We start from the raw sequence: 23,558 nt of genomic DNA on the forward strand, positions 1-23,558 counted from the left end.
GTCAAGATTCGTGGCTTTCGGATCGAGCTGGGTGAGATCGAAGCGCAGATCGCCAGTCATCCGGCGGTGCGCGAAGCGGTGGTCATCGCGCGGGCACGGCATGAGAAGACGCTGGATCAACAGCTTGTCGCCTATGTCACGCTGGTTGCACAGATCGACGCGAGCGCGTTGCGCGAGCATTTGAGTTCGCGTTTGCCGGACTATATGGTCCCCTCGGCCTTCGTCGTGCTCGATGCGCTGCCTCTCACACCGAACGGCAAGCTCGATCGTCGTGCATTGCCCGATCCGCAGTGGCAAAGCCTCGATGAATACGTCGCCCCGCGCAACGCGCTCGAAGCAACCCTCGCGCAGTGCTTCGCCAGTGTGCTCGGCCTCGAACGCGTGAGCGTGTTCGATAACTTCTTCGCGCTCGGCGGGCACTCGCTGCTCGCCGTACAACTGACGGCACATATCGACGCTAAACTCGGCCAGAACATTTCCATCCGCGAACTGTTCAAGGCGCCCTCAGTGGCCGAACTTGCCGACCATCTGAACACTACGCCGTCTGACATGGAATTCGACACCATCCTGCCGATGCGCGCTCCGGGCGAAGGCGCTCCGTTGTTCTGCATTCACCCGGTCGGCGGACTGGCTTGGAGTTATGCGGGTCTTGCCCAGAGCATCGAGGGAAATCGGCCTATTTACGCCGTGCAGACTCCAGCGCTCCAGCAACCCGACTACGACCCAGCTACCATCGCAGAGATGGCGAGCGACTACATCGCGCGCATCCGCAGCATTCAGCCTGAAGGGCCGTATCGCCTGCTTGGCTGGTCGTTTGGGGGATTGGTGGCCTATGAAATGGCGACACAACTTCAGACGCTCGGCGAAACAATCGATCAGCTCGTACTGCTGGATTCGCGTCTTCCTGATGGCCACCAAACGCACGAAGTCGACGAATGCACGCTCATGACAGCCGCGTTCCCGAACATGTCCGACGAACTCACCATCGCGCTTCGAGACATGCAGACGACTTCGGAGCGTGTCGATGCCCTGCGCGCAAACCGCCTCATTCCAGCCTATATCACGGACCGACACGTCATGACCCTGATCGATGCAACGCAGCGAAACATGCATCTTCAAGCCACGTTCGCGCCGAAGCGATTCGGCGGCGATATCGTCTACTTCACGGCCACTCGATCCGAAGAGCCCGGCAAGCCCCGCCATGTCGCCGAATGGCGCGATCGGGTCGATGGTTCGATCGTGAATGTCGACGTCGATTGCGCCCACGCCGATATGTGCCAGCCTTCCTCACTCGCAAAGATTGGAACGCACCTCGCATCATTGAACGTCTTCGAAGAATCGAAAGTCGCGAACGATTGACATGCCGCGCGAATCGCCATCGGTCGAAAGACCGATGGCACTGACCGAAAGGGAGAAATCGGATGACGAAAAGCAAAACGGCGGCGCACAACGCGCCGCCGTCCGATACCCGATGCGATACGTTAGCTTCCTCGCCGCGTCTTTCGATCGCTGTGCTTGCGCACGTTACTCGCAAGTTCGGAAATGATCTCAGTCGCCGCGCCGATGATCTGATTGAAATCAAAACCCGCGCGCGTCATCTCGCGATAGAACGATCGCGCGAGCATCTTCGAAAGCTGGCCCGGATTCTGGACCGACTGAGCGACGATATCGCCGATCGTCTGATCCGATGCGCGCTTCAGCGTCATTCGCGCGAAGGGCGAAGCGACGAGCTTTTGCAACCGGTCAGCCTCGACGGCTTTCGCAATGAACGCAGCGAAAATGCGCAGCAGCTTCAGGTCATGCTCGTTGAATTGCCGCTTGTCTCGCGGACCCGAAACCTGCACGACACCGATCGCTTTCCCGCCCAGTTCGAGCACCGAAAACATCTTGTCGCGCGCGTCCGAGTATTCGACGATCGCCGTGGTCGCGCTCAAATGCACCTCGCCGAACGACGCGTAATGACCGGAACACACAGCGGCGATCCGCTCATCGGACGTCATCGAAACGACACATCGCTTCGCGTCCAGCGCGTCGGCGACCATCATCGCGAGTTCTTCTGGTGAATTGAGGGAATCCGGCGTGACGGCAAGCTCAAGCTCGGGGTATTGGTCTTCGAATACAGGTTCCGAATTTTTCATGTGGATATCCAGCGAAAGATTTGAACATGCGTCGTCATGCCGACGACATCGGGTCCAGTCAAAAGGGGCTGTATCCTGCTGCACGCCCGACAAAGAGTCCCGCCTCGTAGGCGGCATCGAGCGCGCGTCTGAGTTCGCGCACGCTCACGGTTCGAAAGCCAGCAGACGGAATGCCCGCTGGCTCGAAGGAATCGATTCCAAGCACTTCGTCCGAAATGGTGCGCAGCACTTCCTCGCGCGCTTCGTTTCTTGTACTTTCCATGATCGTGCACATTTTCGTCGCCTCCATCGTAAATGTGACCGTAGGTTATGCGTCGAAAATTAGCATCCGGTTAGCCTGACCGGATGCGGTCGCGTCGAGATCCCTAATTTGCCTGTAACTCTCGACCGCCAAGCTGTCTCCGTTCGATTCTCGACAGGTGACATGATGAAACGACCTTCTTTCGTGCAACGACGCAGCGTCAGAATTCGTAACGGGCGTTTCGAAATTTCCGTCGAAGATTCAGGTAGTGCCGGAACACCGTGCGTGCTGCTTCACGGTCGCGGCGAGTGCAGCGGCGTATGGCGCACTCTGACGGAAGGCGCTTGCGCCGATCACCGTTTCATCTCTATCGATCTTCGCGGGCATGGCGATTCGAGCTGGGACCCGGATCGCGCCTACGATGCCAGAACCCTCGCGGGCGACGTGCTCGAAGTTCTGCTGGCATTGAACATACGAAAGCCGGTACTGATCGGTCATTCGCTCGGCGGCAGCGTTGCGTTGCATTTGACCGGGATGCTCGAACAGTTTACCTCCGGACTCGTCCTCGTCGACTTTGGACCGGATTCCGATGCCGCCGGTTCGCAAAGAGTCGTTGCCGAAATTCGCGAAACGCCCGTGCAGTTCAATTCGATCAATGAGTATGCGCAGTGGCTGCAGGAACGTCGTCCGCTCGCGAGCGGTCGTGCACTGCATCATCTGGCGTCGCATGCGTTGCGCCGCACCCAAACGGGCGCTTTCGAGCCGAAGGTGGATCGCGCCGTCGCCGACGACTCGCTGCTGAACGAAGGATCACGCGAAGCGCATCTCTGGGACATGCTCAAATCCGTGCGATGCCCGAGCCTCGTCGTGAGAGGCATCGGCTCCGCCATTCTCAAACCTCAGGTGGCATTGCGCATGGCGCATCAGGCATTGCCCCAAGGCCGTCTTGCGACCATTTCGGGCGCCGGTCACTCCGTGATGACCGACAATCCTGACGAATTCAACCGGACGATTCAAACATTTCTCGCTTCCCTGTCGCCCGTCGCGAACGGAGGCCTGTCATGTTCTCGTTGATTCCTGCCGAGATCCGGCGTCAATCCCTGCCGCGCATCACGATTGCCATCGTCGCCGGCTTCGCCGGAGCCATTTGCAGCGCAGAAATAGCACGGCTGATCAGCAGCGTCGCCGGAGGGCACATACCGACGCGCGGACTGGCGATCGCTTTCTTCGGCGTCTGCGCCGCGCAACTGCTCTTCAGAACGAGTTCGCAGATACTCATCATGGACTTCGGGCAGCAGGTAATATGCAGCTTGCGCATCGAGTTATGCCGGAAGATTCTGCACACGCCGTACAAGAAGCTGGAAGCGCTCGGCAAGCCGCGTCTGCTCGCCATTCTCACGACCGACGTCGGCACGTTCGCACAGGCTGCGCAGATGCTTCCGGTCACATTCGGGCATCTTGTTCTGATCGCGGTGTGTCTCGGATACATGGCGTGGCTCTCGTGGCAGGCATTCGCGTGCTTCTTTCTCTTTCTGGTCACCGCGGCCGTCATTTATCACTGCGTGGAGCGCTGGCCGCTGCGCGAGATGCAGGCGGTTCGCGATCAACTCGACATCATATTCCGGCATTTCCGCTCGCTGCTGGAAGGCACGCGTGAATTGCAGCTCAACACGTCGCGGGCCGCGTATTTCACCGATCACGTGGTGCATCCGACGGCGCATAACTTCCGGCGCTCCTTCACGCGGGCGATGCTCATCTATTCGCTCGTCGCCAATGCGGGCGGCATGTTGTTCTATGTGGCCATCGGTCTGATCCTGCTCGTCATGCCGCACTGGTTTCCGCAATCGCCGGGCGTTCTCGTAACCCTCACGCTCTTGCTGCTCTTTCTGATTCAGCCTGTCAGCGAAGTGATGACCACCCTGCCGATTCTGCGTCAGGCGTCCATTGCGTTGACGCGAATCCGCGTGCTCGATGCGGAACTGACGCAAGCGACGAACGACGACGCCAGAGTGACAAAAGACGATCCCTTTGCGGCCACGGTCGAAGGCGCTCCGCTGCTCAGGTTCGCTGGTGTATCGCATCGCTATCCGGGACTGACCGAAGATCGCCCCTTCACGCTCGGGCCGATCGACCTGTCGATCGGACAGGGCGAAGTGATCTATCTGATCGGCGGGAACGGCAGCGGCAAGACCACGCTCGCGATGCTGCTGCTCGGGCTCTACGAACCCGAGCAAGGTCATGTCGAACTGAACGGCATCAAGGTCGATAGACATAACCTGACGCAATATCGTCAGCGATTTTCCGCCGTGTTCGCCGACTTTCATCTGTTCGACGAGATCCTCTGTCACGATCAGGCGCAGATCGCGAAACAGGCGACGCATTATCTGCGTACGCTCGAGCTCGATCACAAAGTAAGCATCAAAGGGAACCGGTTCAGCACAACCAGTTTGTCGTCGGGACAACGCAAGCGCATGGCGCTCATTGCGTCGTATCTGGAAGACCGTCCGATCTATCTCTTCGATGAATGGGCGGCCGATCAGGATCCCGTGTTCCGGCGCGTGTTCTACACGGAGTTGATTCCCGATCTCAAGCGCCGGGGCAAGACGGTCATCGTCATCTCTCACGACGATGCCTATTTCGAGTGTGCCGACCGGCTCGTGCAGGTCGCGCAGGGACGTCTCGTCGACGTGTCCGCCGAAGCACTGAAAGCAGGCTTGTATGCAAGACGCAATGGCTCGACGGTGGCCGAGTGATGCGGCAGTGTCATCGAAGTGCGTGCGTGCCTCATGAGAAGAACAACAACCCGGCGCGTGTGGGTAATACTTTTTATCGAGTAAAACCATGCTCAGCTTTCCTCTCACGCCCGCCCAGTTGGGCATCTTCTTTCGACAGCAAGTCGATTTGCAGGATCCCCGATACAACCTGGCGCATCTGACCGAGATAGTCGGGCCACTCGATATCGACGTACTGGAAGCGGCTTTGCGGCAGACCATCGCGGAGGCCGATGCGATACAGGTCCGCCTGCGCGGCACGGACGGCCTGCCGCATCAGGTACTGGAGCGCGTCGATTTCAGGCTTCCAGTGCTCGACGTCAGTGGCGCTGCCGATCCGCTGCAGGCAGTCGAGGACCACGTACAGGCCAGGCGCTCCACCGCGATCGATCTCAATGCGTGGCCATTGTTCAACATCGCACTGCTGCGAACGGCCCCTGACCGATATTTTCTGTTCCTGTGCTTTCATCACGTCGTGTTCGACGGCTACTCGTTTCTTCTCTTCATCGAGCGGCTTGCGGAGATATATTCGGCGTTGAAAAGCGGCTCGCAGCCCGCGCCGGCCAGTTGGAGCCGCCTGAGCGATCTGCTCGCCGATGACGAGGCTTATCGCGCATCCAGCACCTTTCAGAAGGACCAGCATTTCTGGGGCGAATATCTGGCGGATTGCGCTGAGCCTCCCATCCTCGCCGGGGACGTGCAGAACGCATCCCCCGACGCGTCGACAGTCAAGGCCAGAATCAGGATTGCGCGGGAAACGGCCGTATCCCTGCGCAAGACCGCTCAACAGAATGGCACCTCGTGGTCACAGTTCATCACCGCTGCGATGGCAGCCTATCTGGCGCGCGTCAGTGGCCAACCCGATGAAGTGGTGCTTGGCATGCCCGTCACCGCGCGGGTCGGACGAACCGCCAAGAACGTGCCAGCCATGATGTCCAACGTCCTGCCGCTGCGCGTGCCCGTCGATCAGCAGTCGAGCATGATCGACCTGGTGAAGCGGGTTTCGGCTCAGAGCCTGCGCGTATTGCGTCATCAACGCTATCGCATCAAGGATATCCGGCGCGATCTGGAACGCCTCGACATTGGCCAGCGGTTGTTCGGGCCGATCGTGAATATCATGCCCGGCTTCAACAATGCAATCGCCTTCACGGACTGCGAGGTTGCTTCGACCCGTACCTTTTCGGTCACGCCAGATGACCTGACGCTGCACGTACACGATGAAGGAGAGGATGCGGGACTGAGGCTCGTGTTCGATGCGAACGCCGCGCTCTATACCGCCGAATCGGTTCAAACGCATTTGCAGCGCTTCACGCAGTTTCTGGAGCATGCGATCGCCGAGCCTGATGCCCCGTTGCATACGCTCCCGCTGCTGTTGCCTGGTGAGCGTGCCCAACTCGACGGCTGGACCGACACCAACGCTTCGTTCTCCGATGAGCAATGCATCCATCAACTGGTCGAGCGGCAAGTCGTGCGCACACCCGATGCCATCGCGCTCGCCTCTGAAAATCAGTCTCTTACCTATGCGCAGCTCGATGTGCGGGCCAATCAACTTGCGCATCAGTTGATCGCGTCAGGCGTCGGGCCCGAAGCGCGCGTGGCGCTGTGCGTGAAGCGCGGTCCTGACTTCGTGATCGCGCTGCTGGCGATTCTAAAGGCGGGCGCCGCCTATGTACCACTCGATCCGGCCTATCCGGGCGAGCGACTGGCGTACATGCTGCGGGACGCAAGCCCCATACTGCTCATCGCTGATGCCGCCGGACGCGAGGCCATCGGTCCTACTGGCGATCTGCCGACACTCGACCCCCAAGCTTTCGATGACACCCTGCCCGATCACGTTCCGCAGGTTCCGGGTCTCAGTCCTCGCAACCTCGCCTACGTGATCTATACATCCGGCTCGACGGGCACGCCGAAGGGCGTCATGGTCGAGCATCGCAACATCGTCAATCTCACCGAAGCACAGGTCGAGCTTTACGGCGTTGGTCCAGAGAGTCGCGTCGTGCAGTTCGTTTCCCCCGGCTTCGATGTCAGCGTCGCCGATGTATTCATGACGCTGGCCGCGGGCGCTGCGCTCTATCTCCCGATTCGTGACGACTGCCTCGCGGCCCCTTCGTTGATCGAGTACATGCGACGGCACGCCATCACGCATGCGCAATTGCCACCCGCGCTGCTGCAGGGACAGAATTCACTGGCCCTGCTGCCGAGGCTTCAGGTTCTCGTGCTGGGTGGCGAATCGCCGGGCGCCTCACTGATGCGTACGGTGCAACCCGAAATCAGGATCTTCAACGCCTATGGCCCGACCGAGAGCACGGTGTGCGCAACGGCATGGCGCAGGCCGGACGGATTCGACGGTTACACCGTGCCCATCGGCCGGCCGCTTCCCAACACGCGGATCTATCTGCTCGACGTGCACGGCCAGTTGATGCCGCCCGGTGCGGTCGGGGAGATGTTCATCGGCGGTGGCGGCGTCGCGCGTGGCTATCTGAATCGGCCGGATCTCAGTGCCGAACGCTTCCTGCACGATCCCTTCAGCAACGTGCCCGGCGCGCGCATGTACCGCACCGGCGACCTCGCCCGCTGGCTCCCCGATGGCAACATCGACTTTCTTGGCCGCAACGATCATCAGGTCAAGATACGGGGCTTTCGCATCGAACTCGGCGAGATCGAGGCGCGGCTGGCGGCGCATGAAGGCATCCGCGAGGCGGTCGTGATGGCGCGCGAGACTGGCGGGGCAAACAAGCATCTCGTGGCCTATTACACGCCGTCCGAAGCGCACGAAGCGCCGCAGAACCAGCAGTTGCGCGCGCATCTGATGCAGACGTTGCCCGAATACATGGTGCCCGCGGCTTACGTGATGCTGGAAGCGCTGCCGCTCACGCCGAACGGCAAGCTGGATCGGCGTGCGTTGCCGGCGCCGGACGACGAAGCGTTCACGCGCCGTGATTACGAAGCGCCGGTCGGCGATTCGGAAACGCACATCGCCGCGATCTGGGCCGAGGTGCTCGGGCGCGAGCGCGTGGGCCGGCACGACAACTTTTTCGAACTAGGCGGCCATTCGCTGCTGGCGGTGACGCTGATCGAAAGGTTGCGCCAGGCGGGCGTGCACGCGGATGTGCGCGTGCTGTTCAGTCAGCCGAGCGTCGCCGCGCTCGCGGCCGCGGCACAGGACGTGCGCCACGCGGTCGCTGTACCGCCGAACGGCATTCCCGCCGGCTGCGAAGCGATCTCGCCGGAGATGCTGACGCTCGTGAAGCTGAACGAGCAGCAAATCGAGGCGGTAGTGAAAAAGGTCGAAGGCGGCGCTCGCAATGTTCAGGATATCTATCCTCTTGCGCCGCTGCACGAGGGGATGCTGTTCCACCATATCGCGGACGCCGACAGCGATCCGTATCTGCAAAGCATGATGCTGGCCCTGCCCGAGCGCGTGGAACTCGCGCGCTTCGTAGAGGCGCTGCAAACGGTGATCGCACGCCATGACATCCTGCGCACCGCGGTGCTTTGGGAAGACCTGCCCGAGCCGGTTCAGGTGGTTTGGCGCGAGGCGCGAGTGATCGTCGAAGAAGTCACGCTGTCGCCGCAGGATGGCGAGATCGAAGCACAATTGGCGCAGCGCTTCGATTCGCGGCATCATCGGCTCGACGTTCGGCAGGCGCCGATGATGCGCCTTCATGCGGCTCACGATGAGGCCAACGGCCGCTGGCTGCTGCAACTCCTGGGCCATCACATGGTGATGGACTACACGGCGCTCGAGATGATGCTGCAGGAGATCGAATCGATCCTGCGTGGCGAGACGGAGCGCCTCCCCACTCCGCTTCCGTACCGCAACTTCGTCGCGCAGGCGCGGCTGGGCATCGGCCGGGACGAACACGAGGCTTACTTCCGCGAAGCGCTCGGCGACGTGGACGAACCCACGCTGCCGTATGGCTTGAGCGAGGTTCAATCCGATGGCTCGGGCATCGCGGAGTTCAGGACGATGCTCGCGGCGGGACTGAGCCGGCAGTTGCGCGAGGAGGCGCGTTCGCTGGGCGTGAGTGTCGCGAGCCTGTTTCACCTTGCGTGGGCGCATGTGCTGGGGCGGGTGTCGGGCCGTGAGGACGTGGTGTTCGGCACGGTGCTGCTCGGCCGCATGCAGGGTGGCGAAGGCGCGGACCGCGTGCTCGGTATGTTCATCAACACGTTGCCGATTCGAATCGACCTCCACGATGTCAGTGTCGGCGATGCCGTGCGGCACACGCATGCGGCATTGTCGACGCTGCTGCACCATGAGCACGCTTCGCTGGCGCTGGCGCAGCGTTGCAGCGGCGTGGCCGCGCCGTCGCCGCTTTTCAGCGCGCTGCTGAATTACCGGCATGGGCGCGCGGCCAACAAGGCGATCGAGAGCGGCGTGACAGTGCTGCGAGGCGATGAGCGTACCAACTATCCGCTGCTGCTGTCGGTGAACGACTTCAGCGACGATTTCGAACTGGTCGTGCAGGCCGACACGCGTGTCGATGCGTCACGCGTCGCGGGCTATATGAATTGCACGCTCGACGCACTGGCCGCGGCGCTCGCGCAAAGCCCATCACTTCCCGTACGCGCGCTCGAGATGTTGCCGCTCGCCGAGCGCGAACGCCTGCTGGTGAAGCGCAACGAAACCGCGATGGACATGCCCGAAACCACGCTGACGGCGATGTTCGAAGCGCAGGTCTCGAAGTCGCCTGAGGCTGTCGCCGTAGTGTACGAAGCACAGCGACTGACATACGGCGAGCTGAACGCCCGCGCCAATCAACTGGCGCATCACCTGATCGCCGAGGGCGTCCAGCCCGATGATCGCGTGGCGATCTGCGCGGAACGTGGGCTCGAGATGATGATCGGCGTGCTGGGGATTCTGAAGGCGGGCGCAGGCTATGTTCCGCTCGACCCGGCGTACCCTGTCGAGCGGCTCACTTACATGCTGGACGATTGCGCGCCGGTGGCCGTGCTCGCGCAGGCAAGCGTGCGTGACGTGCTGGGCGAACCGTCGGCGCTGGTCATCGAACTGAATGGTCGCGACTTCGACGCGCAACCGACGCACAATCCGGTGGTGGCGAAGCTGAACGCGCAGCGCCTCGCCTACGTGATCTACACCTCCGGCTCGACGGGTCAACCCAAAGGCGTGATGATCGAGCATCGCAACGTGGTGCGGCTGTTCTCCGCCACGGCCCACTGGTTCGAATTCGGTGCGAACGATGTCTGGACACTGTTCCACTCGTTCGCATTCGATTTCTCTGTGTGGGAGATCTGGGGCGCGCTGCTGTACGGCGGCCGGCTGGTGGTGGTGCCGAAGCTGGTGAGCCGCTCGCCGCAGGACTTCTATCGTCTGCTGTGCGACGAAGAGGTGACGATCCTGAACCAGACGCCGAGCGCGTTCCGGCAACTGATCGCGGCTCAGGGTGAAAGCCGTCTGACTCATCGGTTGCGCCAGATCGTCTTCGGCGGCGAAGCGCTCGAGCCAGCGATCCTGCAGCCGTGGTATGCACGCGGTCAGAACGCGGCTACGCAACTGGTGAACATGTATGGGATCACGGAAACCACGGTCCACGTGACCTATCGCGCGCTGAGCGCCGAGGATGCACAGCGCACGGGCCGCAGTCCGATCGGCGGGCGGATTCCGGATCTGCGCGTCTATGTGCTCGACGCTCAAGGCCAACCGGTGCCCGAGGGCGTGACCGGCGAGATTCATGTCGGCGGCGCGGGCGTGGCGCGCGGCTACCTGAACCGCGCAGAACTCACCGCGCAGCGATTCGTGCACGATCCCTTCAGCAGCGACCCGCAGGCGCGCATGTACAAGTCCGGTGATCTCGGACGCTGGCTCGCCGACGGCACGCTCGAATATCTCGGCCGCAACGATGACCAGGTGAAAATCCGGGGCTTCCGGATCGAACTGGGCGAAATCGAGGCGAAGCTGCTGGGATGCAAAGGAGTGCGCGATGCCGTCGTAGTCGTTCGACAGGATAGTTCGGATGACAAACAATTGGTCGGATATGTGGTGGGCCATGACGGAACCGGACCATCGGCGGCCGATCTGCGTGAACAGCTCTCGACAGTACTGGCCGACTACATGGTGCCGAGCGCTTTCGTGAAGCTGGATGCGTTGCCGCTGACGCAGAATGGCAAACTGGACCGGCGCGCGCTGCCGGCACCGGATCGGTCCTCCGTGGTGACGAAGAACTACGAAGCGCCGCAAGGCGAAGCGGAAATCACGATCGCGCGGATCTGGCAGGAGCTTCTGGGTGTCGAACGAGTCGGCCGTCACGATGACTTCTTCGCGCTCGGAGGCCATTCGCTGAAAGTGATCACGTCGCTGGCGCGTCTCGCCAGCGTGTTCGATAAAAAGATCGCTCAGCTCGATTTCTATCGCCAGCCGACGGTCGCGGGCGTCGCCGCCCTGCTTGCTCGCGAAACCCACGCGGCGGACGTGACCAACGCACTGGTCCCGCTGATCGCGCGCGGTGCCGCGCCCACACGGCTGACGGTCGTATGCGCGCCGTATGCGGGCGCATCGGCCACGGTGTTCCGGCCTTTCGCCGATGCGCTCTGTTCGCGCGACCCGACGCTCGCCGTGCGCGCGATCGCGCTGCCGGGCAACGAGCTCGGCAGTGATCCACGAGACTACGTATCGGTGGAGAAGATGGCGCAAGCCTGCGCCGACGAACTCGTCGCCACGGACACCGGCGAGATCGCGGTATACGGCCATTGCGTGGGCAGTTTTCTGGCGTTCGAACTGGTTCGCCAGCTCGAACGGCGTGGGCGGAAAGTCGCCCTGCTCACGGTTGCGGCGGCGTTTCCGCTTCCCTGGCTTCTGCGCAAAATGCCGATGCCCGCGCCCTGGAGCTTCACCAGCGACAGCAGGCTGCACGCGCTGATAAAACGCTGGGGCGGCACGGCCGAAGAGATGGAGCCGGACGTCATCGCCTTCATGATGGGCAATTTCCGCAGAAACGCTCAACTGACGTTCGAATACGAGCGACGTCGGGCCGACGAAAAGGTCGCTGCGCCGATACTCTGCATCGTCAGCCGCGACGATCCTCTGACGCGCGGCCATGCGCTTCGTTTCCGCGCGTGGTCCGCGCTGTCGGATCGGGCCGCGCTGGCGATAATCCCGGAAGGGCAGCACTACTTCATCGGCACCCACCCGGAACAGGTCGTCGATATCGTCTGCAAATATCTTGATGAAGGCGAGGCGTCGGCGCGTGCGAACGAACGAGACGAAGCGCTCGTCACCCGCACGGGGCGTTGATTATCGGGACTGTTCGAAGTCCGGGGCGCGCATTTGGAATTTCGCGCGCCCCGAGCGAGCTTTACCCAATACTTGATCAAATCCGTTGGACTCTGATATACTCTAAGGCGAAGTTCAAGAAGTCGACTGCTGCTCATCAATCGTCCGTCCGTTGCCGGAATTCGTTGTCCACTCCCTCCTTGATTCTTCTCCCGCTCAACAGGCACATCATATTTTTCAAGGTTTCTCATGGATAACGGCACCGTCAAGTGGTTCAACGACACCAAGGGCTTCGGCTTCATTACGCCCGATAACGGCGGCGACGACCTGTTCGCCCATTTCTCCGAAATTCGCGCCGATGGTTTCAAGACCCTCGTCGAAGGTCAGAAAGTAAGCTTCGAAACGAAGCGCGGCCCGAAGGGCATGCAAGCGTCGAACATCAAGCCGCTGTAAGCGTAGTCTCCGGGATCCGGCGTCCGGATCCCGTCCCTTCAGGTCCTTTCCCCGCCCCCCCGCTTCACCGCAGCGAGTCCCGACAACGGTCGGTGCCTACGCACGCACTCTTCCATTTCCGCGTTCGACCGTAAGCGTCGACGCTCAAAAATATAAAATTCAAATGACATCCATTCAAAGCTACCGCGGCTATGCGGTAAAGGCATCCGCACATCGCCTACCCGATCGAACCTTTTCGGCCAATGTGTCCGTCGACCGTTCGAACCAACATTTTCCTGAATCGCAGTACACCTTTTATTCCATCGGTTATTTCTCGAAGGAAGGCGAGGCCATCTCCTACGCACGCCGCTGGGCGAGGGACTGGATCGACACTCGGGGATGAGAAGCGAAAGATTCATTTTGTACACGTTCTGAAGCGCGTACCATGAATCACTCCGCCCGGATTTCCGTTCTGGCGTGTCTTCCTTGCAGGAACCACCGCCATTTCCACTTTGCTCAACGAGCCTGACACAGCACGCAAGCCCACGGTGGAAGCAGTCTTGCTGACTGCCGTGCGCGTTCGCACATTTGCACAAGCGCGCCATCTGACCAACGCAAGTGGTTTCTTTTTCGCGCGCGAACAGCGACTCTTTCTTGTCACGAGCCGTCATGTGCTCGTGGACGCGCCAAGCCAGCATTTTCCGGATCACGTCGAGATCGAATTACACGTGGATCGCGGCAATCTGGGCGCGTCGGCGTGGGTGTCGCTGCCGCTCTATGCCACAGGCATGAGTCTGTGGCGGCAGGCATCGGATACCGGCGGAGAGATCGACGTCGCCGTACTCGAAGTGCCACGGGATCAGTTGCCGCCCACGGCGGTGTTCGCCGCGTTTCGTCCTGAACATCTGCCCACGTCGAGCGATGCAATGCCGATCGGCGCTTCGGTGCTGATCGTCGGCTTTCCGCTGGGCTTTCACGATTCGCTGCATCATCTGCCGGTAGTGAGGCAGGGCGTCATCGCGTCCGCGTTCGGGCTGCGGTTTCAGGGCAAAGGCTGCTTCATCACCGATGCACGCACACACCGCGGCACGAGCGGCGCGCCCGTCGTGATCAGTCACGTGTCGGCCGATGCCAACGGCGCAGCGGGCGCGCTTCCCTGGCGGCTCTTGGGCATCCATTCCTCGACCATCGACATGACCCAGCGCGATCTGCATGTGGATGAAACGCTCGGCCTCAACAGCGCCTGGTACGCCGACGTGCTGATGCGCCTCACCGACAACTGATTCGTCTAGCTAACGATCCAGAAACGAACGAAGCTTGTCCGCGCGGCTGGGATGCATCAGCTTGCGGATGGCCTGGCTTTCGATCTGCCGCACACGCTCGCGCGACACACCCAGTTGCGTGCCCAGCTCGCCAAGCGTGAATTCGCTGGGCATATCGATTCCGAAGCGCATGCGCAGCACTTTCGCTTCACGCGGCAACAGCACACTCAACGCATCGTTAATGGCGATACGCATGTCCGCGTGCTCGGCGGCCTGGAGCGGCGAGGCCTCGTTCGAATCCTCGATCATGTCGCCGAGAGTCGTCTCGGCTTCGTCGTTGGCTGGCGCGTCCAGTGAGATCAGGTGCATCGCCATCTTCTGAATGCTGCTGATGCGCGCCTCGGGCAATTCCATGCGTTCGGCCAGGGCTGCCGAAAGCGCAGGCTTGCCGGTCTGCTGCAGAATCTCGCTCGAAATGCGATTCAGCTTGTTGATCGTCTCGACCATATGCACCGGAACGCGGATCGTGCGCGCCTGATCCGCGACCGCGCGCGTCACCGCCTGACGGACCCACCACGTCGCATACGTCGAGAATTTCCAGCCGCGCCGGTATTCGAATTTGTCTACGGCCTTCATCAAGCCGATATTGCCTTCCTGAACCAGATCCAGAAAGTGCACGCCGCGGTTCACATACTTCTTGGCGATCGAAATCACGAGGCGCAGATTGGCCTCGATCATGTCGTTCTTCGCGCGCCGCATGCGCGACTCGGCCGCGAGCAACTGCCGGCTGATTTGCTTCAGTTGTTGAATCGGCATGGACGCATGCCGTTCGAGATCGATCAGACTGTGCTGCTCGGCCTGGATATCGGGCAGGCCGCGTTCCAGCGATGCGCCGTATTCATGCGATTTCGCGGCGGCTTTCGTCGTCCAGTCGAGGTCGGTCTCATGGCCCGGAAACGATGCAATGAAGTGCTCACGCGGCATGCCGCAACGGTCGATGGCAATGCCGCCGATCCGCCGCTCGATCTGGCGCACATGCGCGAGGCGCTGCTGCATGTCGTTGCAAAGCCGATCGACGGTGCGTGCGGTGAAGCGCACGCGCGCAAGTTCGTTGCGAATGGCGTCGTGCGCTTGCGGGTCTTCGCGCATTCGGTCGACGGACTCGCTCACGCGCGCAAACAGAATGAGTGCGCCGTCCTTGAGTTGCGCGAGCCGCAGGCGACTGGCCTCGTCCTCTGAATCGGGATCGCTTTCGTCATCGTCGTGCGCGGATTTCGCGACCTCCGGCGCTGCCGGCATGCTGTCGTCATCGATACCGTCGATCAGTTCGTCGATGCCGAGTTCGCCGTCCGCGACCTGGCGCGCGCTTGCAAGGATCATCGAGATGATCGGCGGGCAGGCCGCGATGGCCTGAATCATCTCATTGAGACTCTCTTCGATACGCCGCGCAATCTGCAACTCGGCCGTGCGCGTCAGCAATTGCTTCGCGCCCATCTCGCGCATGTACATGCGTACTGGATCGGTCGTGCGGCCGAGTTCTGCATCGACAGTGGACAGCGCGCTTTCGGCATCCTCGTCCGACTGATCGTCGAGCGTGACGATCGGGACCGTGTCATCGAGCAGCAGCGTGTCGGGGTTGGGCATGTGTTCGTAGACCGCCACGCCCATGTCGCGGAAGGTGCGCGAAATGTCGTCGAGCACGGCGGGTTGCGCGAGATCGCCCGGCAGATGATCGTTGATCTGCGCATGCGTGACAAAGCCCTGATCTTTACCCAAATGGATCAAGGCGCGCACTGCCTGATGCTGTTCCGTCTGCAACGTATCGAGTGGTGCGGCCGCGATGACGAGCTTGCCCTTCTTCGCCGTTGCGACGCGGACCTTCGGCGCCTGTGAGCGCGAGTCTTCAGCTGCTTCTTTTCGATGGGGACCGGCCATTCTCTCTCCGCAGCAAGCTGCATTGCCAATCTGAGACGTTAGCCAGCAGGCGTTTCAATCGATGGAAAAAGAAGTCGATTCAACCGAAACGAACATGGAGCCATTCCTGCGCCCAGTTCCTCGCAAACGCGACAGCTTCATCACGCCGATCGAAACCGGCAAGATCGCCGCTGATGAAAACATCCGTTTCGCTGCCGTCCGCACCGTTGGTGCTGATGCGCGCATGCGCCATATACTCGCCGTCGGCCCGGCGCGGCGTTGGATCGATGCGAAAGCTGGTGGTGCTGGGTTGCATATCGTTGTCTCTCTGATGACCGCGAGTTGCGAAGAGGACGCGTATCGCTAATCGAGGAACGACCTCGCCTGCGGACACGTATCGATCATCTGCTCGGCATAGGCAGTCGAAGCGCGACGCGCGTCGCCGGCGCTCTGAAACGGCTCGTCACGGACCTTGAAGACGCGGCTTCGCGCTACGCCCATCGGCACGGGCGGTTCCTGGATGCGCACGGCGGCGTCGTATCCTTCGTCCGGGTTGGGTCCATGGCCGGACCCTGCAGGCCGATGCGCAAAAACGAGCGGATAGATTTCCAGACCACGATAGAGGCGGATTTCGGCTGTCATCAGATGATCTCGCGCCGCATGCAGGCGGCAATTAAGTAAGGGTACGTGGAGCAGTATCGGCAAAGCTGACTCACGACCGCGTTGCACGGTCTCCGATCTGAGACTGATCCCATTCAGGGCAGGCGCATGAGCGCCAGCGAGTGGCGAATGTGTTCGCGGCTCGCGTGATAGACCCATCCTACGCGGTTTGCAGGTTTTGTATAGCGAAATTTTGCCTTGCAGCCCGGCCCGGCTCGGTAGACGATATCTACTCTTCCTCGTTCGCCGCGTGCGCAATGCTCGCGTCATGCTTGGGTACATGCATTGCGCGCCATTCACGCGCCAGACCTTCGCGAGAATTCGCGCCTTCTTCGCGTGATCACGACAAAGGCGACAAGTGTCGCTGTCATCGCACCCCTCAACACTATGCCAACGATTCCGAGGTATGCATGAAAGTCCGCTTCATCACCTACGTGAACTGCCCCTGCGGTCATCGCGGCTCGATTGTCGAGAGCATCTACGATGATGGACAGTCTCACTGGTATCAGGCCACCCTAAACGACCTGTCGCACTCCGGTCACTACGACGGAGCCGATCGGCTCTTCGCTGAAAACACGCCTGCGTGTGCCGTGTGCGGCTTTTCGCTGACGCCGGAACATGTCGATTCGAGCGAGTACATGACGCGGCAGATCGGCAGGCACACGGCGAACAGCGCCTAGAACTTTCAACGCGCCACGACCACGAAAGGCGCAACGCTGCTGTACACCGAACCGCTCGTGAACGAGCGCAGCCCGAGATCTACGCTCCGGTACTTTCCGTTAGCCATCTGCTTCAACTGACTGACGGACCACGTGCCTTCCTGTTCGAAAAAGATGGACTTGGTCGTTGGCTCGTACTGGATAAAGTCGATCGGTTTCGATGCAGTCAGCAAGGTCGACTTGGCTCGTGTCGTCACGTCATAGAGAATGACTGGACTCGGGCTCGTAGCATGGTCATCGGCAAAGAGGATTTGCTGATTGCTGATGGCCGTGAGCGATGTCGGCTGCTTTTCCGGCAGATCCGACAGCACGCGCGTGATGCCGCTTTCCAGATCCATTTCCGTCAACCTGCCTTCTGCAAGCGACGACGCGAAACTGACGAAGTAGGCCTTCTTTGCGTCGGGCGTCACGGCAAACTGATCACGGATCACGCTCGGCACCGAGCCCGCCGGATAGCCACCCGTGATCAACGCACTGGCGATGTCGATGCGAAGAACTTCCAGGTTCGTCCCCGACGCGTTCGTCAGCGCGAACAGGGTTCCGGCATCGTTGCTGGCCGTCGCCAACTTGATGATGGCGTAGCCTTCGGGCACCGCGATCTTCCTGAGCAGTGTCCCCGAGTCCGCGTCGATGATGCCGACGAAGCCTTTGCTGGACAAATAGACCTGCTTTCCACCCGGCGCGGGAAGAAGGCTATAGCCGGTGGAAGCCGTCAACAACGGAGCGATGGGCGTGACGTGCAACACCTTATTGCTCGCGGTGTCGATAGTGGCGAGATCGATCGAGGTCGGACTTCTTTCCAGCAGCACATGCAGACGTTTTCCATCGATACTGGCGAACATCTGATCGACCTGCCTGTAATCGCCCGTCAGCGTCAAATCGATCGATGCCTTCACGGCGCGCGAAGCGAAATCGTACGCGGTCACCTGCGCCGGGGCCTGCGCGCGTGTCAACGCATAGACGGTTTCGTCGGTCCTCGGCAGCCCGTAGTACTTCTGCGCCATCTCGATGTCGGTAGCACTCAGCTTACCGTCGCCATTCCAGTTTGGATTGCAGTAGTTCATGATCGATGCGAGATCCCACTCGCCGATCATCGTGTCGCCCGAATTGCCTTGCACGGGCTCCTTGCAGGTCGAAGGCGTATCGGGCCGGTTCTGCTCATGCGCGAAGCCCAGCGCATGACCGAATTCATGCGCGGCAATCCGGCGAATGCAGTACTCCTCGCGCCCCTGGCAACTCGGACTCCAGTTCTTGAACGTGAAATCGAGCGTCATTCCACCCACAGCGTTGTTCAGCATTGCGCCGAGGCCGAAGGTATGCGGTCCGGTCTCGGCATTGTCCTCGACCTTGACCCGTATGCCGTAGTACTTCGGATCGTTCGTGCATTGCTGCCAGCCCGAGAACCGTGCGCCCGAATGCTGCTCCCAGGTTTCCTGGACCGCGAGACGGCTCCAGTTGCGCTGCGTCGCGTAGCGCGCGAAATCGGCGTTGTTCATGTCCCAGCACACGCCGATGGGTACGCGGTCCCAGATCACGGTAGATAACGCGTAACCCTTGGTCGTGGCCGCTTCCTGTGACGCGGACTGCCCCGTGGTGGTCTTCGCGTTCGAGCCCAGTGAATCCGAGCCTGAGTCGCCGCCACATCCACTGATCAATACTCCTGACGATATCGCCAGTACCAGCCCTCGTATCCTTCTCATTTTCGTCTCCGTGTATCGAGACCATGCGAACCATGCGCGCATGGCGGAAGGAAGTGTATTTTCAGCGTGTAACCAAACTGGAAGCTTTATTACGGAGTATTGCCGAAGCTTGTCCCCTTCAGCATGGATACGTCAATCAATAATTCTCCGAATTGTCGGATCAGAGAGACGGCGCGCCTTGCGAATGCGTTTCTCGGCTGGATCGCAGTCCTTAGGCGCTGCGCGGAATGAAGCCGGGACTGCCGGTTTTCACGACTTCGTTGAACCTGAGGCGAGTCTGAATCGCGTTGATCGCGTCGAACGCGTCATCTGGCAATGCGGAAATATCGAAATTTTCCTGGGCGCGCTGCGCGCTCTTCGGGGTGGTCAGCAAAGCAGTGCCGCGCTGCACGGCCCACGCGAGCAGCACTTGGGCAGGCGTGCGTTGCAATCGCTTGGCGAGAGCTGTTACGACCGGATCGTCCAGCGGCCCGGGCTTGATCCCGTGGCCGAGCGGTGCGAACGCGAGAAGTACGATGTCGTGCGCCTTGCAGAAATCCAGCAGTTCAGTTTCCGGAAGATAAGGATGCGCCTCCACCTGAACCACCGCCGGTTTGATTCGTGCGGCTTCGTACAGCGGCCGCAGTTCGTCCAGGCCGATGTCGGACAGTCCGATGGCGCGGCATCGGCCATGCTCGACGAGGTCTTCCATCGCCGTCCACGTGTCGAGCAGCGTCACACCATCGTCATAAACGATGTTGCCGTGTTCATCGCGCGGGTCCTGCTCGTCGCCTGGTCGAAACGCGAACGGCGTATGCATGAGATAGAGGTCCACATAATCGAGCCGAAGCCTTTCGCAACTCGCCTCAAAAGCCGGCCCGACGCGCTCTGGCCGATGATTCGAGTTCCACAGCTTGGTGGTCACGAAAATTTCATCGCGCGCGATTCCTTCGGTCGATAGACCCGCCTGCAGTGTCTCGCCCACCTCACGCTCGTTTCGATATCGCTCGGCACAATCGAAATGCCGGTATCCGACCTTCAGCGCATCGCGCGTCGCGCTCTTCGTCGTGGACGCATCGGCGATGAGCGTGCCGAATCCGACGGCGGGCATCGCGCCGCTGTCGTGTGCGAGCTGCAATCTGCCGAGCCGGAAATCTGAAAGCGTAGTCATGACGACACCTCCGTGATCCCGAGAGTATGCGCCTCCATATCGGATGACGCGGTGCGACCGTTCTGCTAGATTGGGTCGGCATCGCGATCCCCTCATTGCGCAAGTGCCTTCCGATCGCGCGTTATCGCACCGCAAATGCCATGCTGTACGCGCGATCGTCGTTATCGACCTGACGCATGCGCCGTTCGAGATCCGCCATATCCGATGACGACGCAAGATAAGCGCGGCTCGAAGGAAGGTCGCCGCGGGAAACCAGTTTGCCGAGGAGATGGGAGAGAATTGCAAACATGATGTGCTCCTTGTCGTGAAAAGGCGGCGGCGTTCGCGGTATGCCTCATCGCACATGAAACCGTTGGTTGATCGTTCTATGTGCACCGCCGATGTGAAGCAGATTAATGCCCGAGAATTAGCTTCCAATGAGTGCGCCGAATGGGGAGCAAGCCGCAATGACGAGTACATGGCTGCACAATCTGCCGATCGGACTCATGGCATTCGTCGTCTTCGGCGCGACATTTCTCGCGGGCGCGGTGATTCATGTCATCACCGGCTGGCTCGCCGCCGGCAGGCACGGAGCGTCATACAAGGCGATATCGCCGGGCCTGCTCTCTCCGATCGGCGTCATCTTTGGCTTGTTCATCGCGTTCACTGCCGCTCAAGTCTGGAACGACACGTCGCGCGCCGACGCCGCCATCGATTCGGAAGCCGGCGCGCTAAGATCGGTCGTCGTCATGTCTGCCGTTCTTCCACCGGAAGCGCAGACCGAATTGCGCAAGCTGATTCGAGACTACATTCAGGAAGTCGCCGGCACCGAATGGCCATTGATGGCGCAAGGCGTCGTGACGCTGAACATCAGCCCCCCGGCGCTCAACAAGGCGATCCAGTTCACGCTGTCCCTCAAGGTCGAAACGCCCGGACAGCAGACCGCGCAGCGCGACGTCGCTGCATCGCTGGAGCAGGCGCTCGCCGCGCGACGCGAGCGCATTCTGATCAGCCGCTCGGAAGTGAGTGGTGTCAAATGGGCATGCCTGTCATTTCTGGCCGTCTGCCTGCTATGTGCGATCGCGCTGGTTCATGGCGAGAACCGTCTGACATCAGCCGTGGCGATCGGTTTATTCTCGGCGGCACTCGCGACGACCGTCCTGCTGATCCTCGCGCACGACCGGCCTTTCACGGGCGAGATCGCCCTCACGCCCGAACCCCTTCTGCAAGTGATGCCCGCGGATCGCTGATCGTCACGGATGATTTTGCTTTGTAAGGAGCAGTTACCTATCCTTGCAATTCCCGTCGTATATTTCGCTACGGCGACTCAGGAACAACGCTCGCCGCAACGCAGGGACCGCACACCGCAGATTCAGAAACAATAACAAGGAGAACGGCCGTGTCCAGAATCAAGCGCAATTACCCAGACCCTTTCCGCGCCGGTCGCCGGCAATTTCTCGGCGTCACCGGCGCGGGCATGCTCGCGACGCTATTGCCCGGTTGCAGCGGCAGCGACGACAACGATTCGCCCTATCCCCAGACCATCGCGATGGGTCAGCAGATGATCCAGCAGGCCGTCAGCAATACGGCACAGCCCGTCGCGGGCATTTCCATCGCCATGCTCAAGGGCAACAGCGTGGTCTGGCAGGAGGCGTTCGGCGTATCGTCGGTGCCGAGTCAGACCAAGGCTACGCCTCAGACCCGCTTCAATATCGGCTCGGTCAGCAAGCTCTTCGCGGCGCTCGCGGCTGCGATTCTTCAGGATCGTGGACTGATCGAACTCGATACGCCGATCGTCCATTACCTGCCGACATTCACGATGCTCTCGCCCGAGTACGCGCGGATCACCACGCGTCATCTGCTGTCGCACGCATCAGGGCTGCCGGGCACCAATTCGCGCAACCTGTTCACGTTCGCGCCGGTTCCCGGCTACGCCGCCGATACGCAAGCCGAACTGGCGAATACGCATCTGAAGCATCTGCCGGGCGAGCTGGCCGTGTATTGCAACGACGGCTTCACGATGATCGAACAGATCGTCCTCGCGCTGACCGGGCAAAGCTTTGCGAGTTTCGTCGAAACGAACATCCTCGCACCGTTGAAGATGACGAACTCCAGCTATCTGACGAGCGTGCCCACCAGCGGCTCGTTCTCGTATCCGTTCGCGGATGGCACGCAGTATCAGGAATTCGTGAATGCTTACGCGACCGGCGGATTGAGTTCCACGCCCGGCGACATGATGAATCTTGCGCAGATGATTCTCGGCGGCGGCGTGTTTCAGGGACAACGTGTGATATCCGCTGCGGGCATCGCTCAGATGGGCACGGACCAGTCCACCGGACTCCTGATCAACCCGTCGCCCGAATGGCGCTGGGGGCTCGGCTGGGATTCGGTCCAGCAGCCGGCGCTCGCGGCCGCCGGCGTCCTCGGATGGGAAAAGGACGGCGGGACCGCGTTCTATTCGAGCGAATTCTTCGTCGTGCCGCAGGCGCAATTCGCGTTGATGGTGACGGGCAATTCAGGCTACGACGCCCGCAAACTCGCCGAAACGCTCGTATTGTCCGCACTGAAAGAGGACGGCACGATCGCCGCGCTGCCGGCGCAGGTCGGCGGCACGGCGCCACCCGCCGCGTCGGGTCCGGCTATCGCGAATGCTGGCGGCATCTACGGCAACTCCGATTCTCCGCTGCAAGTCGTCGCCAATCCGGACGGCAGTGTGCAACTCAATCAGTGGAACGGACCGAAGCGTGTCTGGACGCAACTCGGCGCATACCAGTACCGCAGCGACGGCTGGTGGTGGAGCAACAGCGATCCTGCGTCATATCGCTTTACCGTCGTGTCCGGAACCGACAGCGCCGGCAACGCGTTCAGCTATCGCTATCTGATGAAGCGCGTCGTGCCCGGCGCAGGCTATGCCTTTCTCACGCTGGCGATCGGTCAGCAACTCGCGCCGCTTGCGCCCCTCGACAGCGCGTGGCAGCAGCGTCTCGGCACGCAATGGACCTTGACCAACGATTCACCGACAGCCGTGCCGATCGTCATTCTGGGCAACGAACCGGCTTATCTCACCACTTTGTCCGAGCTTCCGGGCTATGTCCTGTATGGCAATACCGACCTTCGCTATCAACTCTTCGTGCCGCTCTCGGACGATCGCGGCGGCATGTCGGTGAAGGTGCCCGGCAACTTCGGCCGCGATCTCTACGAGATCCGCTTCGCTTCGGCGAGCAGCGCCACTTCGCTAACGCTGGGTAGTTCGATCTACGCGCTGGCGTGATCATATAGGGGCGCAGGTTGCGCCCCGATTCTTCATATCTAAACTATTTACTTGACATCTAAATTATCTAAACCTAAATTACCATCT

General features: G+C 60.9%; 18 protein-coding genes and 1 pseudogene. 11 read left to right on the forward strand and 8 right to left on the reverse strand.

The window, feature by feature from the left end:
* Positions 1-78: 78 nt before the first annotated feature.
* Positions 79-201: pseudogene (locus AWB80_RS45605) on the forward strand (hypothetical protein); the annotation flags it as partial.
* A 186-nt stretch (positions 202-387) separates the two neighbouring features.
* Positions 388-1,359 (forward strand): thioesterase domain-containing protein, encoded by a 972-nt coding sequence (locus tag AWB80_RS24940; RefSeq protein WP_244206711.1) that lies wholly within the window; start codon positions 388-390, stop codon positions 1,357-1,359.
* A gap of 122 nt (positions 1,360-1,481) precedes the next feature.
* On the opposite strand, the gene AWB80_RS24945 is transcribed toward AWB80_RS24940, so the two are convergent.
* Both AWB80_RS24945 and AWB80_RS24950 read right to left on the reverse strand, forming a co-directional pair.
* Positions 1,482-2,138, reverse strand: a complete 657-nt coding sequence (locus AWB80_RS24945) for a GAF domain-containing protein (RefSeq protein ID WP_061177340.1) — start codon at positions 2,136-2,138, stop codon at positions 1,482-1,484.
* 58 nt (positions 2,139-2,196) lie between these two features.
* Positions 2,197-2,400 (reverse strand): DUF6900 domain-containing protein, encoded by a 204-nt coding sequence (locus AWB80_RS24950; RefSeq protein ID WP_061177443.1) that lies wholly within the window; start codon positions 2,398-2,400, stop codon positions 2,197-2,199.
* 264 nt (positions 2,401-2,664) lie between these two features.
* Here AWB80_RS24950 and AWB80_RS24955 point away from each other — a divergent pair, with 264 nt between their 5' ends.
* The 6 genes from AWB80_RS24955 to AWB80_RS24980 all read left to right on the forward strand — a co-directional run bounded on the left by AWB80_RS24955 (position 2,665) and on the right by AWB80_RS24980 (position 14,099).
* The gene (locus AWB80_RS24955; protein WP_244206713.1) at positions 2,665-3,453 is read left to right on the forward strand and encodes an alpha/beta fold hydrolase; all 789 of its coding nucleotides are present in this window, start codon (positions 2,665-2,667) and stop codon (positions 3,451-3,453) included.
* Entirely contained in the window at positions 3,441-5,132 is a 1,692-nt protein-coding gene (locus tag AWB80_RS24960) for a cyclic peptide export ABC transporter (protein WP_061177341.1), read from the forward strand. The genes AWB80_RS24955 and AWB80_RS24960 overlap by 13 nt, the downstream gene beginning before the upstream one ends.
* Positions 5,133-5,220: 88 nt before the next feature.
* Positions 5,221-12,405 carry a non-ribosomal peptide synthetase gene (locus AWB80_RS24965; protein WP_061177342.1) on the forward strand — a complete coding sequence of 2,395 codons (7,185 nt, stop codon included), beginning with the start codon at positions 5,221-5,223 and terminating at the stop codon, positions 12,403-12,405.
* A gap of 228 nt (positions 12,406-12,633) precedes the next feature.
* The gene (locus AWB80_RS24970; RefSeq protein WP_061177343.1) at positions 12,634-12,837 is read left to right on the forward strand and encodes a cold-shock protein; all 204 of its coding nucleotides are present in this window, start codon (positions 12,634-12,636) and stop codon (positions 12,835-12,837) included.
* Positions 12,838-13,000: 163 nt separating this feature from the next.
* Positions 13,001-13,219: a hypothetical protein gene (locus AWB80_RS24975; RefSeq protein ID WP_208635687.1), complete on the forward strand. Its 219-nt coding sequence runs from the start codon at positions 13,001-13,003 to the stop codon at positions 13,217-13,219.
* 145 nt (positions 13,220-13,364) lie between these two features.
* Entirely contained in the window at positions 13,365-14,099 is a 735-nt protein-coding gene (locus AWB80_RS24980) for a S1 family peptidase (RefSeq protein ID WP_087131586.1), read from the forward strand.
* Positions 14,100-14,108: 9 nt separating this feature from the next.
* On the opposite strand, the gene rpoD is transcribed toward AWB80_RS24980, so the two are convergent.
* The 3 genes from rpoD to AWB80_RS24995 form a co-directional block, all read right to left on the reverse strand.
* Positions 14,109-16,013, reverse strand: a complete 1,905-nt coding sequence (rpoD, locus tag AWB80_RS24985) for an RNA polymerase sigma factor RpoD (protein WP_061177345.1) — start codon at positions 16,011-16,013, stop codon at positions 14,109-14,111.
* Positions 16,014-16,092: 79 nt separating this feature from the next.
* A complete protein-coding gene (locus AWB80_RS45000) occupies positions 16,093-16,308 on the reverse strand; it encodes a hypothetical protein (protein WP_061177346.1) in 216 nt (71 codons plus the stop codon).
* Positions 16,309-16,355: 47 nt separating this feature from the next.
* A complete protein-coding gene (locus tag AWB80_RS24995; RefSeq protein ID WP_061177347.1) occupies positions 16,356-16,634 on the reverse strand; it encodes a hypothetical protein in 279 nt (92 codons plus the stop codon).
* Positions 16,635-17,062: 428 nt separating this feature from the next.
* Between AWB80_RS24995 and AWB80_RS25000 the strand changes: the two genes are divergently transcribed.
* Positions 17,063-17,332 carry a hypothetical protein gene (locus AWB80_RS25000; protein WP_061177348.1) on the forward strand — a complete coding sequence of 90 codons (270 nt, stop codon included), beginning with the start codon at positions 17,063-17,065 and terminating at the stop codon, positions 17,330-17,332.
* Positions 17,333-17,337: 5 nt separating this feature from the next.
* Here AWB80_RS25000 and AWB80_RS25005 read toward each other — a convergent pair whose 3' ends face one another.
* From AWB80_RS25005 to AWB80_RS25015, 3 genes are all read right to left on the reverse strand, one after another.
* Positions 17,338-19,071, reverse strand: a complete 1,734-nt coding sequence (locus tag AWB80_RS25005; RefSeq protein ID WP_244206714.1) for a zinc metalloprotease — start codon at positions 19,069-19,071, stop codon at positions 17,338-17,340.
* Positions 19,072-19,282: 211 nt separating this feature from the next.
* The gene (locus AWB80_RS25010) at positions 19,283-20,221 is read right to left on the reverse strand and encodes an aldo/keto reductase (protein WP_061177350.1); all 939 of its coding nucleotides are present in this window, start codon (positions 20,219-20,221) and stop codon (positions 19,283-19,285) included.
* Positions 20,222-20,342: 121 nt separating this feature from the next.
* Positions 20,343-20,510 carry a DUF3563 family protein gene (locus tag AWB80_RS25015; RefSeq protein WP_061177351.1) on the reverse strand — a complete coding sequence of 56 codons (168 nt, stop codon included), beginning with the start codon at positions 20,508-20,510 and terminating at the stop codon, positions 20,343-20,345.
* Between the two features lie 157 nt (positions 20,511-20,667).
* On the opposite strand from AWB80_RS25015, the gene AWB80_RS25020 reads away from it, so the two are divergent.
* Together AWB80_RS25020 and AWB80_RS25025 are read left to right on the forward strand one after the other, a co-directional pair.
* Positions 20,668-21,450 carry a bestrophin-like domain gene (locus AWB80_RS25020; protein ID WP_061177352.1) on the forward strand — a complete coding sequence of 261 codons (783 nt, stop codon included), beginning with the start codon at positions 20,668-20,670 and terminating at the stop codon, positions 21,448-21,450.
* Positions 21,451-21,599: 149 nt separating this feature from the next.
* On the forward strand, positions 21,600-23,471 hold the full coding sequence (locus AWB80_RS25025) for a serine hydrolase domain-containing protein (RefSeq protein WP_061177353.1): 1,872 nt from the start codon (positions 21,600-21,602) through the stop codon (positions 23,469-23,471).
* Positions 23,472-23,558 lie beyond the last annotated feature (87 nt).

It is taken from the genome of Caballeronia pedi, assembly GCF_001544915.2.
Lineage (GTDB): Bacteria > Pseudomonadota > Gammaproteobacteria > Burkholderiales > Burkholderiaceae > Caballeronia > Caballeronia pedi.